Annotated in this window: 11 protein-coding genes and 1 pseudogene; 3 read left to right on the forward strand and 9 right to left on the reverse strand. The window is 72.3% G+C overall.

What is annotated here, in order from left to right:
* A pseudogene (locus tag AOM06_RS02530) lies at positions 1-429 on the reverse strand (heavy metal translocating P-type ATPase); the annotation flags it as partial.
* Positions 430-658: 229 nt separating this feature from the next.
* On the opposite strand from AOM06_RS02530, the gene AOM06_RS02535 reads away from it, so the two are divergent.
* Positions 659-2,170 carry an HNH endonuclease gene (locus AOM06_RS02535; RefSeq protein WP_062302263.1) on the forward strand — a complete coding sequence of 504 codons (1,512 nt, stop codon included), beginning with the start codon at positions 659-661 and terminating at the stop codon, positions 2,168-2,170.
* 83 nt (positions 2,171-2,253) lie between these two features.
* Here the strand turns inward: AOM06_RS02535 and AOM06_RS02540 are convergent, their stop codons facing one another.
* From AOM06_RS02540 to ligA, 7 genes are all read right to left on the reverse strand, one after another.
* Positions 2,254-2,913 carry a polysaccharide deacetylase family protein gene (locus tag AOM06_RS02540; protein ID WP_062302266.1) on the reverse strand — a complete coding sequence of 220 codons (660 nt, stop codon included), beginning with the start codon at positions 2,911-2,913 and terminating at the stop codon, positions 2,254-2,256.
* A 16-nt stretch (positions 2,914-2,929) separates the two neighbouring features.
* The gene (gene gatB / locus AOM06_RS02545; protein WP_062302873.1) at positions 2,930-4,438 is read right to left on the reverse strand and encodes an Asp-tRNA(Asn)/Glu-tRNA(Gln) amidotransferase subunit GatB; all 1,509 of its coding nucleotides are present in this window, start codon (positions 4,436-4,438) and stop codon (positions 2,930-2,932) included.
* A gap of 5 nt (positions 4,439-4,443) precedes the next feature.
* On the reverse strand, positions 4,444-5,970 hold the full coding sequence (gene gatA / locus AOM06_RS02550; RefSeq protein ID WP_062302270.1) for an Asp-tRNA(Asn)/Glu-tRNA(Gln) amidotransferase subunit GatA: 1,527 nt from the start codon (positions 5,968-5,970) through the stop codon (positions 4,444-4,446).
* Between the two features lie 2 nt (positions 5,971-5,972).
* Positions 5,973-6,272, reverse strand: coding sequence for an Asp-tRNA(Asn)/Glu-tRNA(Gln) amidotransferase subunit GatC (gatC, locus tag AOM06_RS02555; protein WP_062302272.1), 300 nt, complete (start codon positions 6,270-6,272; stop codon positions 5,973-5,975).
* A 64-nt stretch (positions 6,273-6,336) separates the two neighbouring features.
* On the reverse strand, positions 6,337-6,903 hold the full coding sequence (locus AOM06_RS02560; protein WP_082105251.1) for a GNAT family N-acetyltransferase: 567 nt from the start codon (positions 6,901-6,903) through the stop codon (positions 6,337-6,339).
* Positions 6,900-7,151: a hypothetical protein gene (locus AOM06_RS02565; protein WP_156163551.1), complete on the reverse strand. Its 252-nt coding sequence runs from the start codon at positions 7,149-7,151 to the stop codon at positions 6,900-6,902. Before AOM06_RS02565 ends, AOM06_RS02560 begins: the two co-directional genes overlap by 4 nt.
* Positions 7,152-7,213: 62 nt before the next feature.
* The gene (gene ligA, locus AOM06_RS02570; protein ID WP_062302278.1) at positions 7,214-9,319 is read right to left on the reverse strand and encodes an NAD-dependent DNA ligase LigA; all 2,106 of its coding nucleotides are present in this window, start codon (positions 9,317-9,319) and stop codon (positions 7,214-7,216) included.
* 56 nt (positions 9,320-9,375) lie between these two features.
* Here ligA and AOM06_RS02575 point away from each other — a divergent pair, with 56 nt between their 5' ends.
* Together AOM06_RS02575 and AOM06_RS02580 are read left to right on the forward strand one after the other, a co-directional pair.
* A complete protein-coding gene (locus AOM06_RS02575; RefSeq protein ID WP_062302281.1) occupies positions 9,376-10,365 on the forward strand; it encodes a M15 family metallopeptidase in 990 nt (329 codons plus the stop codon).
* Between the two features lie 47 nt (positions 10,366-10,412).
* Positions 10,413-11,771 carry an 8-oxoguanine deaminase gene (locus AOM06_RS02580; protein WP_062302285.1) on the forward strand — a complete coding sequence of 453 codons (1,359 nt, stop codon included), beginning with the start codon at positions 10,413-10,415 and terminating at the stop codon, positions 11,769-11,771.
* A 313-nt stretch (positions 11,772-12,084) separates the two neighbouring features.
* Here the strand turns inward: AOM06_RS02580 and AOM06_RS02585 are convergent, their stop codons facing one another.
* Positions 12,085-12,663, reverse strand: coding sequence for a helix-turn-helix domain-containing protein (locus AOM06_RS02585; RefSeq protein ID WP_062302289.1), 579 nt, complete (start codon positions 12,661-12,663; stop codon positions 12,085-12,087).
* Between the last annotated feature and the right edge of the window lies 1 nt (position 12,664).

Genomic DNA, 12,664 nt, shown 5'->3' on the forward strand with positions numbered 1-12,664 from the left:
AAGCTCCCACCAGAAGCTCAGGTCGCCGATGCCCAGGGTGGCGGAGGCAGAGGCAGCGAAGGCGACCGTGATCGCGAGGCTGATGAGCGTCATCATGCCGGGCTTGCGGACGGTGATCTCGTCGCGCCAGGCCATGCTGAGGAACGGCCAGCCGCCCCACGCGAAGATCGCGGTGCCGAGGAGCGGCGGGATCCACGTGCTGCCCGGAAGGTCGTAGCCGAGCCAGCCCTCGACCATCTCGCTGGTCGCGATCACCGGGACAGCGAGGAGCAGGTTCCACCAGAACAGCCGCTTGAAGAGCATCGCGTGGCCGCTGTGGTCGGTGCCGTGGTGGGTGTGATCCGACTGCTGGCTGTGGTCGGCACGCTGAGCCTGGCCGTCGTGCTGCGCGTGCTCGCCGTGAGTCATCGTCGTGTGGTCGTGCGCCATGGGGACCTCCTTGGGAGTGGCAACAACTCAGGACGCTATTCCTTCCATCCGACTGGAAGGTCAAGACCCCATGCCGGCAATCTCGACGGCGGCGGGGCCGCGCCGTCGGGCGCCCGCCCACCCACTCCCCCGGGGCGATGTCCACAGGCCCTTTCACGCGCGCGATTTCCACATCTACCTGGGATGATGGTCAGAGCGCGATGTCAGACCCTCGTGGTGGGATGGAGCCATGGACATCCCGAACCTGTTCGATGCGGACCCGGGCGCCGACCCGGCGGTCGGCGCGTTCGGGCGCGCTTGCCTGGACGCACGCGCGGCAGTAGGGACGATGCGCGGGCTGGCGGCCTCTGGCGGAGCGGCGGACGTGGTGAAGCGCCTGCGGGATGCGGCGCAGCTGGCTCGCGAGGTCGATATGGTGCTCGCCCGCACCGCCCACGACATCGCGATCAGGTCCGATGTCCCCGGGGGCGGGCTCGCGAAGCATCACGGGTATCGCAGCGCCGCGGACCTGGTCGCGGCCGCGATGGGCACCACGCGCGCCGAAGCGTGGCGCCTGCTCGAGGTCGGACGCACGCTGGAGGAGATGGAGGGCGGCAACCCCGACGACGGGCCGGACGATCCCGACGTCGGGGCCGGGGACGGTGCGGACGGTGCGAAGCAGGACCCGCCGCCTCCCCCGCCACCTTCGCCTCTCAAGCCGAAGCCTGCACCGCGGTACCCGGCCGTCGCAGCAGCGCTGGATCGGGGCGGGATCTCGGCCGACTGCGGCGCCCAGATCATCACCATGCTCGACTCGCTCGCCGAGGGCGTGCCCGACGACGCCAGGCAGGGCGCGGCCGCGCAGCTGGTGGAGCGGGCGGTCGGGCTGGACGCGACCCGGTTCGCCAGGATCGTGGCCCGGTTCAAGGCGGCGCTCGACATCGAGCAGCATGAGCGCGACGTCGCCCGGATGCGCCGCGCCCGGAGCCTGCGCATGTGGGAGAACCGCGCCGGGATGCTGGTGATCAACGGCGAGCTGGATCCCGAGACGGCCGCGCCCGTGCGCGCGGCGCTCGATGCGCTGGTCGGCGAGGCGATGCGCGCCAGCCGCGACCAGCCCGGCATCGACCAGCGCACCACCGAACAGATGCGCGCCGACTCCCTTGCCGACCTCGCCCGACACGCGCTGGGCTGCGAATCCACCACTCCGTTGTTGGGCACCACCACCGTGGTGGTGCGTGTCAGCGAGACCGACCTCAGGGCCGGAGTGGGCCTCGGCGAGGTTGATGGATGCAGCCGACCCGTCGACATCGCGACCGCGCGCCGGCTGGCCGCCACCGCCTTCGTCGTCCCCGCCGTCCTGGGCTCCAAGAGCGAACTCCTCGACCTCGGCCGCCGCACCTACCCCTTCACTCGCGCCCAGCGCATCGCACTGGGCGAGCGCGACGGCGGATGCGCCTTCTGCGGCGTCCCTCCCGCCTGGTGCGAGGCCCATCACCTCCAGTTCTGGTCCCGAGGCGGCCGCACCGACCTCTCGAACGGCGCGCTCCTGTGCTCCCACTGCCATCACGTCATCCACGACCAGGGCTGGACCGTCCGCGCCACCGACACCGAGATCTGGTTCATCCCACCCGCCACCGTCGATCCCGACCGCGTGCCCCGCCAAGGCGGACGCGCGCGCTTCGGGCCGCCACGCGCCTGGCGGCCCCAGCCCATCCCGCCGCCGGGCGCGTCCCCGAGCACGAGAACCGACGCCGCCTGACCCGGGACGTGGCGGCCCCGATGCGGCGGAGCATGCCCGCGCGCGTCTCGGTGCACGCCGCCGCACAACGCGTTCCAGAGGCGTCAGGGCATCTCGGGAAGCACGAACCGCCAGCCCTCGTCGAGCCGCTCCGACACGACCTCGATCACGGCGTCGACCGTGCCCGACCTGTTGCCGCCGCCATCATGCAGGAGCACCAGCTCGCCCGGGACCATCGCGAGCCTCAGCCGCGAGGCGAGCACGGCCGGATCCTGCTCGACCCAGTCCTCGACCGTGTTGACCACGTCGAGCGGCTGCATCCCGAGGCGCACAGCGACGGGAGCGGTGACGCCCCACGCGCCGTTGGGTGCGCGCCAGTACGGCACGGGGACCTCGTCGCCGACCACCGACTCGATGATCGCGAGGTTCCTGAGCATGTCGTCGCGCACCGAGAGCGCGTCCCACTCCCCCATGGCCTCATAGGAGGTGGAGTGGTTGCACAGCACATGCCCGTCGGCGACGATGCGGCGCAGCACCTCGGCGCCCGAGGGGATCGGGGTCCCGTCGCCGCCTTCGCCCGCGGGACGCAGGATCTCCGAGCCGATCACCGCGAACACCGCGCGGATCCCCCTCGACTTGAGGAAGTCGAGCAGCCGCATCGTGTCGAGGCCGTTGGGGCCGTCGTCGAAGGTGAGCGCGCACGCGGGCCCCGAGAGCGCGAGACCCCCGCTCGCCACGCGGCGAACGGGGGTCTCGTTGAGCATGCTCGAGGTTCCTGCGTCAGCCCTCGACGCCGGCGCGCTGCAGGATGATCTCCCGAACGCGGCCCGCATCGGCCTGGCCGCGCGTCGCCTTCATGACCGCGCCGACGATCGCGCCGGCGGCCTGGACCTTGCCGTCCTGGATCTTGGCGAGGACGTCGGGCTGGGCGGCCAGGGCCTCGTCCACCGCCTTCTCGAGCGCCGAGTCGTCGGAGACGACCTCGAGGCCGCGCGACGCGACCACCTCGGCGGGCGAGCCCTCGCCCGCGAGGACGCCCTCGAGCGCCTGGCGCGCGAGCTTGTCGTTGATCTTGCCCTCATCGACCAGGCCCTGGAGCTCGGCGATCGCGCCGGGCGTCACCGGCAGCTCCGCGAGAGCGACCTCGCGGTCGTTCGCGACGCGGGACAGCTCGCCCATCCACCACTTGCGCGCGGCCTGGGGCGTGGCGCCCGCGGCGACGGTGTCCGCGATGAGGACCAGGGCATCGGCGGCGACCACGTCGCGCATCTCCAGGTCGGAGAAGCCCCACTCCTCGCGCAGACGCGCACGCATCTTGGCGGGGTGCTCGGGGATGGTGCCCCGCAGCTCCTCGACCCACTCGCGCGACGGCTGGACCGGCAGCAGGTCCGGCTCCGGGAAGTACCGGTAGTCCTCCGCCTCCTCCTTGGAGCGGCCCGGCGTGGTCGACGAGGTGTCCTCGTGCCAGTGACGGGTCTCCTGCACCACGGGCTGGCCCGCGAGCAGCAGCGATGCCTGGCGGGCCGCCTCGAAGTGCACCGCACGCTCGATCGCGCGCAGCGAGTTGACGTTCTTGGTCTCGGAACGCTTGCCGAACGGGACGTCGTCCTGCGACTCGCCCGCGACCGCCTTGGGACGCAGGGACAGGTTGACGTCGGCACGCACCGAGCCCTGCTCCATGCGGCCGTCCGAGATGCCCAGCGCCCGCACGATGTCGCGGATGGTCGCCACATAGGCGCGCGCGACCTCGGCGGTACGGTCGCCCATGCCCGTGACGGGCTTGGTGACGATCTCCACGAGCGGCACGCCGCCGCGGTTGTAGTCGACCAGCGAGTAGTCGGCGCCCTGGATGCCGCCCGAGCCACCCACGTGGGTGTTCTTGCCGGCGTCCTCCTCCATGTGCGCACGCTCGATCGCCACCGTCACCACGGTGCCGTCGTCGAGGACCACGTCGAGCGAGCCCTCGTAGCAGGTCGGCTCGTCGTACTGCGAGATCTGGTAGTCCTTCGACAGGTCCGGGTAGAAGTAGTTCTTCCGGGCGAAGCGCGAGGACTCACGGATCGAGCAGCCGAGGGCCAGGCCCAGCCGGATCGCCGACTCGACGGCCTTCTGGTTGGTCACCGGCATCGCGCCCGGGAGGCCGAGGCAGACCGGGCAGACCTGGGTGTTGGGCTCGGCGCCGAACTCGTTGGCGCAGCCGCAGAACATCTTGGTCTTGGTGTTGAGCTCGACGTGGACCTCGATGCCGAAGACCGGGTCGAACTCCTCCATCGCCTGCTCGTACGTCATCGTGGTCACTCGGCCACCTCCAGCTCGGGAGCCTGCGCGGACAGCGGGCCGCCCCACTCGGCGGTCAGCGACGCCTCGAGGGCGGCGCCGATCCGGTACAGACGGGCGTCCTCGTGGGCCGGCGCCAGGATCTGGAAGCCGACCGGCAGGCCGTCCTCGGGCGCGAGGCCCGACGGCAGCGACATGCCGGGGATGCCCGCGAGGTTCGCGGGGATGGTCGCGATGTCGTTGAGGTACATCGCCAAGGGGTCGTCGATACGCTCGCCGATCTTGAACGGCGTGGTCGGCGTGGTGGGCGACACGAGCACATCGCACTGCTCGAACGCGGCGTCGAAGTCGCGCTGCACCAGCGTGCGGACCTTCTGTGCCGAGCCGTAGTAGGCGTCGTAGTAGCCCGCCGACAGCGCGTACGTGCCGAGGATGATGCGGCGCTTGACCTCGTCGCCGAAGCCCTCGGCGCGGGTCGCGAGCATCGTCTTCTCGACCGTCGCCTTCTCGACGCGCTTGCCGAAGCGCACCGAGTCGAACTTCGCGAGGTTGGACGACGCCTCCGACGGAAGGATCACGTAGTAGGCGGCCAGCGCGTACTCGAAGGACGGGCAGGAGACCTCGACGACCTCGGCGCCCATCGCGCGGAGCTTGTCGAGCGACTCCTCGAAGCGCTGCGTCACGCCGGCCTGGTAGCCGCCGTCCGCGCCGCTGAGCTCGCGCACCACGCCGACCTTGACGCCCGTGAGGTCCATCTGCGCGCCCTCGAGCGCGGCCTCGACCACGGCCGGGACGGGCTCGTTCAGCGAGGTGGCGTCCATCTCGTCGTGCCCGCCCATGACCTCGTGCAGCAGCGCCGTGTCGAGCACCGTGCGGCCGCACGGGCCCAGCTGGTCGAGCGACGAGGCGAGCGCGATCGCGCCGAAGCGGCTCACGCCGCCGTAGGTGGGCTTCACGCCCACGGTCGCGGTCACGGACGCGGGCTGACGGATGGAGCCGCCCGTGTCGGAGCCGATGGTGAGGGGCGCCTCGAAGGCCGCGAGCGCTGCGGCCGAGCCGCCGCCCGAGCCGCCGGGGATGCGGTCGAGGTCCCACGGGTTGCGCGTCGGGCCGTAGCCCGAGTGCTCCGTGGAGGAGCCCATCGCGAACTCGTCCATGTTGGTCTTGCCGAGGATCGGCATGCGCGCCTCGCGGACGCGGCGGGTCACCGTCGCGTCGTACGGCGGGATCCAGCCCTCGAGGATGCGTGAGCCGGCCGTCGTGGGCAGGCCCTTGGTGACCAGGACGTCCTTGATGCCGATCGGCACGCCGGCCAGTCGGGGCAGCTCGACGCCCGCGGCGCGATCGGCGTCGACCGCGCGGGCGGCCTCGAGCGCACCCTCGGCGTCGATGTGGAGGAACGCGTGGACGCTGTTCGACTCCACGGTGCCGTCCACGGCGGCGATGCGGTCGAGGTGCGCCTGCACCAGCTCGACCGAGGTGACCTCGCCTGCGGCGAGGGCGTCGGCCATCTGGGCGGCCGTCTTGCGAGTCCAATCCGTCATGGTCACGCCTCCTCCCCCAGGATCTGCGGCACGCGGAAGCGTCCGTCCTCCGCCTCGGGGGCGGCGGCCAGCGCATCGTCCTGCGCGAAGGACGGGCGGACCACGTCCTCGCGGTGGATGTTGGCCATCGGGATCGGGTGGCTCGTCGCCGGGACGTCCTCGCCGGCGACCTCGGCCACCTTGGCGACGGCGTCGACGATCACGGCGAGCTGGCCCGAGAGGCGGTCGAGGTCCGCGTCGGTCATGTCGATGCGGGCGAGCGCCGCGAGGCGCGCCACATCGGATCGCTCAAGGGAAGACATGGCGTCGAGTCTAGTGGCGCGCGGTCCCGCTCACGGCGCCGTCACCGCACGGCGGTCGCGCGGCTCACGGCTCCCACGAGTAGCCGAGCAGCCGGATGGCGCCCTCGGGGGCCCGGCCGCCCTCGAGCGGCACCCGGGTCACCGAGCCGTCCTCGTTGTCGACCACGAGCCAGTCGAGCTCCTCGCGCCGCGTGAACCCCATCCGCTCGTAGAGGCGGTGGGCCACGTGCATCGTCTCCATGGTCGACAGGACGATGCGGGGCGCGCCCTCCTCGACTGCCCGCTCCATGGCGGCGCGCGCCAGGTCGCGCCCGATGCCCCGACCGCGCTCGATGGGCGAGACCGCGAGCATCCTCAGCTCGTACTCGCCGTTCTGCGCGAGCTCGATGAAGGGGCTGCCGGGCGGCACGAGCGTGATGGTGCCGACGATCGCCCCCTCGCCCTTCTCCCCGTCCATCATGGCGAGCAGCTCCGCGCCCTCGGCGCGCGCCTGCGCATCGCGCAGCTGAGGGAGGTACGGGTGGGCGTGGTCCACGAGGCCGTCCGCGAGGTAGGCGAGCGCGGTGAGCTCGCCGATCTCCTGGAGGCGGGACTTCTCGTCGGGCTTGATGACGCGGACGGCAGATCTCACTGTGGGCCCTCATTCGGGTCGATGCGGCGGTCCCAGTGGGGGACAGACGTCTCCGACGGCGTCCCCTGGACCGGGTCGGGGTGCTGGCCCGTCGGACCGCGAGCGGCGTCCTCGCCGGGATGCGGCTGCGGGTGCGAGCGCGGGGGCTGCGGGCCACGACGAGCGACCGAGACGACGAGCACCGTCACGAGGACCGCCAGGACCACGACGCCGGCGACGACGCCGATGACGAGTGCGGAGTTCATCACGATACGTTCCTCCCTCCCCCTTGCTCGCCAGCCTACCCACGGCCGCCGACGTGCGTCAGGGGTCAGTCGAGACCCGCGGGGCCCTCCGCGAGCAGGCGCACGAACTGCGCCTCGGAGAGCATGGGTACGCCGAGCGACTCGGCCTTCGCTGCCTTCGACCCCGCGTTGGCGCCGATCACCACGTAGTCGGAGTTCTTCGAGACCGACCCCGCCGCCTTGCCGCCGCGCGAGATGATCGCCTCCTTCACGGAGTCGCGGGTGAAGCCCTCGAGCGAGCCCGTCGCGACGATGGTGAGGCCCTCGAGGGTGCGCGCGATCGACTCGTCACGCTCGTCCTCCATGCGCACCCCGGCCTCGGCCCATCGCTCAACGATCTCGACGTGCCACGGCACCGTGAACCACTGGAGCACCGACTCCGCGATCACCGGGCCCACGCCCTCGACGGCCGCGAGCTGATCCTCCGAGGCCGAGCGGATCGCGTCCATCGAGCCGAAGGCGGCCGCGAGCGCACGGCTCGCGGTGGGCCCGACGTGCCGGATCGACAGGGACACCAGCACGCGCCACAGCGGCTGCGAGCGCGCGCCTGCGAGGTTGTCGAGCAGCTTCTGGCCGTTGGCGGAGAGGTCGCCGGCCTTGCGCCCCTCAATCCCAGCCTCGACCTGCTTCCTGGTCAGCTTCTCGTCCACCTCGTACGTGAACAGCGGGACCCTCGTGAGGTCCGCCTCCGTCAGCGAGAACAGGCCGGCCTCGTTCGCGAGCACCCCCGACTCCACGAGCGCCGCCGCCGCCTTCTCCCCGAGCACCTCGACGTCGAAGGCGCCACGGGAGCCGATGAACGCGATGCGGTCCACGATCTGCGCGGGGCAGCCCTCCGAGTTGGGGCAGCGGAGGTCCTTGTCGCCCTCCTTCTGCTCCGCGAGGCGGGTGCCGCACGACGGGCACTCCGCGGGCATCGTCCACTCCCGCTCCGCGCCGGTGCGCGCGGCGACCACGGGGCCGACGATCTCGGGGATCACGTCGCCCGCCTTGCGTAGCACCACCGTGTCGCCGATGAGCACGCCCTTGCGCTTGACCTCGTGCGCGTTGTGCAGCGTCGCGAACGTCACGGTCGAGCCCGCCACCAGCACCGGCGTCATGACTCCATAGGGGGTGACGCGCCCGGTGCGCCCGACATCGACGCGGATGTCCTCGAGCGTGGTGTGCACCTCCTCCGGGGGGAACTTGTAGGCGATCGCCCAGCGCGGCGCGCGCGACGTCGACCCGAGCGCGCCCTGCACCCCGCGGTCGTCGACCTTGAGCACCGCCCCGTCGATCTCGTGGATCAACGAGTGCCGCTTGTCCTCGAGCTCGCGCAGGTAGCCCGCGACCTCCTCGACGCCGCGGACCACGCGCGCGTGCTCGCTCACCGGCAGGCCCCACGACGCGAGGACCTCGTAGACCCCGTGCTGGGAGCCGATCGCCGGATGCGGCTCGGTCGCGCCCCACTCGAGCGCACCGAGCGCGTAGGTGGTCACCGCGAGCGGCCGCGTCGCGGTCACCGCCGCGTCCTTCTGGCGCAGCGATCCCGCCGCGGTGTTCCGCGGGTTGGCGTAGGGGGCCTTGCCGTCCTCCAGCAGGCGCGCGTTGAGCTCCTCGAAGGCCGCGACCGGCAGGTAGACCTCGCCGCGCACCTCCACGACCGCGGGCACCCGGTCGCCGGCGAGCACGCGAGGCAGGCCCGCGATGGTGAGCACGTTCGCCGTGACGTCCTCGCCGGTGGTGCCGTCGCCGCGCGTCACGCCGCGGACCAGCACGCCGTCCTCGTAGGTGAGCGAGATCGACAGCCCGTCGATCTTGGGCTCGCACACCACGCTCTGCTCGCCGGCGTCCTTCTCCACGCGCGCGAGCCACGCCTCCACGTCCTCGAGCGAGAACGCGTTGTCGAGGCTCATCATGCGCTCGCGATGCTTGACGGAGGCGAAGCCCTGCGCGACCGCGCCTCCCACGGTCTGCGTGGGGCTCTCGGGCGTGGCGAGCTCGGGCCACTGCGCCTCGAGCTCGCGCAGCTCGCGCTCGAGCGAGTCGTACGCGGAGTCGGAGACGGTGGGCGCATCGAGCTCGTAGTACGCGTGGCGGTGAGCCTCGATCTCCTGGACGAGCTGCTGGTGGCGGGCGCGGGGGTCGGTCACGGCACTATCCCACCACGACCTACCGACACCCACGCGCCCCCACTAGCCTTGACCGCATGTCTCCCCGCCACGCCCTCGCCTCGACCCGTACCCGTGCGATCCTCACGGTGCTCGCCGGCGGCCTGGGCCTGGCCGTGGCCGTCGCCTCGTGCTCGGCCTCGTCGAACGGCTCGACGGCGCAGCAGACGGGCGCTGTCACCACGAGCCCCGAGACGTCGGCGACCGCCTCCGCGACACCCGAGCCGAGCATCGTCCCCTCCCCCTCAGCGACCCCCACGCCCACCGCCGAGCCCTCCGTGACCCCGGAGCCCAGCGCGACCGCCGCGCCCGTCTCCGAGTTCGCGCGGCCCGACTGGCTGGGCCAGACCGTGCTGAAGAAGCAGGACAACGGCCTGGGCAAGCCCGGCGCCACGCCCGAGGAGCTCCGCGACCGCCGTCTCGAGCCCCGCGAGGGCGCCTACCCCGACCCCGAGGACGATGCGTGGTTCGCCACCGTCTCCGAGGTCCCCGCCGATGTCCTGGCCCGCTCGAGCTGGCGCGAGCAGTGCCCGGTGCCGGCCAGCGACCTCGCCTACATCGTCATGCCGTTCTGGGGCTTCGACGGGCAGCCCCACACGGGCGAGATGATCACCTCCGCGCAGTACGCCGACGACGTGGTCACGGCGTTCGAGGGCATGTACGAGCGTCGCTTCCCCATCGAGGAGATGCGCGTCACCACGTGGGAGGAGGTCAACGGCGCCCACACCGGCGACCAGAACGTCACCATCAGCTTCGAGTGCCGCAAGGTCACCGGGGGCTTCGACGTCTGGTCCGAGCATGCCAAGGGCCTCGCGATCGACATCAACCCGTTCCACAACCCGTGGCAGCGCGACGGGGCGGTGTTCCCCGAGCTCGCGCGTGCGTACCTCGACCGCGACTGGCTGCGCCCCGGCATGATCGAGAGCCAGCAGCAGATCATCGACGACTTCGAGGAGCTCGGCTGGACCTGGGGCGGCACGTGGGACAAGCTCGACGACTGGATGCACTTCTCCGCCCAGGGCGGCTGATCCGCCCATTACCCTGGCCTGACGCACACGAGCCCCGAGGAGACGCCATGGCCGGACCGACCCTGATCGAGGGCGGGCACATCGCGACGATGGACGCGGCAGGCACCGAGCTGTCGCGCGGATGGATCGCGGTGCGCGGAGGACGCATCTTGGGCCTCGGCGAGGGATCCGCCCCGTCCGATGTGCGCGACGCCTTCCCCGATCGCGTCGACGCGCGCGGCGCGCTCGTCACGCCCGGCCTGGTCAACACGCACCACCACCTCTACCAGTGGCTCACGCGCGGGTGGGCGCAGGACTCGATCCTCTTCGACTGGCTCGTCGCGCTGTACCCCACGTGGTCGCGCATCGACGAGCGCACCGCGGGGGCCGCGGCCGCCGGCGCGATGGCGGTGCTCGCGCGCTCGGGCTGCTCCACCGTGGGCGACCACCACTACATCTTCCCCCACGGCTCGGGCGACATCGTCGGCGCGATCGTCCACGAGTCCGCCGGGCTCGGGCTGCGCCTCCACGCGACGCGCGGCTCGATGGACCTGGGCGAATCTCAGGGCGGCCTCCCGCCGGACTTCGCCGTCGAGACGACGGACGATGCTCTCGCCGCCTCAGCGGAGGCCGTCACCCGGTACCACGACGCATCGTTCGACTCGATGGTGCGCGTCGCGATCGCGCCCTGCTCCCCGTTCTCGGTGACGGCGGACCTGCTGCGCGAGTCGGCCGGCCTCGCCCGGTCGCTCGGGGTGCGCCTTCACACGCACGGCGCGGAGACCGTCGAGGAGGAGGCGTTCTGCCACGAGCGGTTCGGGATGGGACCCACCGACTACCTCGAGTCGCTCGGGTGGCTGGGATCGGACGTATGGATGGCCCACTGCGTCCATCTGTCGCCCGACGATGTCGCTCGCTTCGCGGCCACCGGCACCGGGGTCGCGCACTGCCCGTCGTCGAATGCGCGGCTCGCGGCAGGCATCGCGCCGGTGCGCTCCCTGGTGGATGCGGGTGCCCCCGTGGGCCTGGGCGTGGACGGCGCCGCCTCGAACGAGCACGGCCGCCTGGGCTCGGAGATCCGTCAGGCCGCGCTGCTCGCGCGCCTGCGCGACGGTGCGGGTGCGATGCCCGTGCGCGATGCGCTCCGCCTCGCGACCATGGGCGGCGCTCGGGTGCTCGGGCGGGAGCGGGAGATCGGCTCGCTCGAGGTGGGCAAGCTCGCGGACATCGTGCTGTGGGAGCTGGGCGAGGTCGAGCATGCCGGGATCGCGGATCCCGTGGCGGCGCTCGGGCTCGGCTCGCTGCCGCGCGTACGACGGATGCTGGTGCAGGGCGACGCCGTGGTGGTGGACGGCGAGCTGGTCCGCGCCGACTCCCGGGAGATCGCCGGGCGCGTGACGGAGGCCGCAGGGCTGCTGCGCGGCTGAGAGCGCCCGGCGGGTTCTGGGCGCTGTGCACGCCGTGCCCGCGTGCGGGCGTGTCGGCGCGCCGGCGACAGGCTTCATGCGACGTCCTCGCGCCTTTCCTGCACGAGGGGACGACCGGCGCACAGATCACCGGCGCACAGATCACCGGCGCAAGACCAGCCGCGGGCACGGTTGCTCGGCGCACGGCGCACGGCGCACGGCGCACGGCGCACGGCGCAGCCTGGGTCCGGGCTGCGGTCAGAACCTTCGTGCAGGAAAGGTGCGAGGACCTCACCACACACCACAACGCGCCGCGACGACGCGCCGCGCCGCGCTATCGCGCCTGCTGCTTCACCACGAGCAGCCGGTACGTCTGCTCGGACCACCACCGGTGCGTGACCCCGCCCGCGTAGTACACCGAGTCGCCCTCGGCCAGGGCGTGCGCTCGCCCGTCGAGCTCGGCCACGACGGCCCCCTCGAGCACCAGCACGAACTCGTCCTCCGCGTGCGTGAACACCTCGCCCGGCTCCGAGGCATCCGAGTCGACCATGATCGGCGTGAAGGGCCTCGCGCCCCGCGCGAGCGACACCGCGGTGCCGCGCGCGAAGCCCTCGGGTGTGGGGCGGCGCGATCCCGCGCGCACCACCTCGATGCGTCGCGGCGCGGAACCGTCCTCCGCCTCGGCCGCCGCGACCAGCTCGACCGGGCTCGTCTCGAGCGCGACCGCGATGCGCCGGAGCGACTGCAGCGAGAGGTTGGCCAGGCCGCGCTCCACCTGCGACAGGAACGGGTGCGACAGCTCGGTCGCGTCCGCGAGCTGGACCAGCGTGAGCCCACGGGAGCGACGGAGCTCGCGCAGCCGTGCTCCGAGCCGCGCGGCGGACTCGTCCGGTTCGCCGCCGACTGCGCTCACG

Origin of the sequence: Demequina subtropica, assembly GCF_000971235.1 — a bacterium.
GTDB lineage: Bacteria > Actinomycetota > Actinomycetes > Actinomycetales > Demequinaceae > Demequina > Demequina subtropica.

What these genes read in the sequence shown, in the direction of transcription:
- AOM06_RS02580 (WP_062302285.1), top strand. Translation starts at nt 10,413, where the DNA reads ATGGCCGGACCGACCCTGATCGAGGGCGGGCACATCGCGACGATGGAC.
- AOM06_RS02575 (WP_062302281.1), top strand. Translation starts at nt 9,376, where the DNA reads ATGTCTCCCCGCCACGCCCTCGCCTCGACCCGTACCCGTGCGATCCTC.
- gatC (WP_062302272.1), bottom strand. Translation starts at nt 6,272, where the DNA reads ATGTCTTCCCTTGAGCGATCCGATGTGGCGCGCCTCGCGGCGCTCGCC.
- AOM06_RS02535 (WP_062302263.1), top strand. Translation starts at nt 659, where the DNA reads ATGGACATCCCGAACCTGTTCGATGCGGACCCGGGCGCCGACCCGGCG.
- AOM06_RS02540 (WP_062302266.1), bottom strand. Translation starts at nt 2,913, where the DNA reads ATGCTCAACGAGACCCCCGTTCGCCGCGTGGCGAGCGGGGGTCTCGCG.
- gatA (WP_062302270.1), bottom strand. Translation starts at nt 5,970, where the DNA reads ATGACGGATTGGACTCGCAAGACGGCCGCCCAGATGGCCGACGCCCTC.
- gatB (WP_062302873.1), bottom strand. Translation starts at nt 4,438, where the DNA reads ATGACGTACGAGCAGGCGATGGAGGAGTTCGACCCGGTCTTCGGCATC.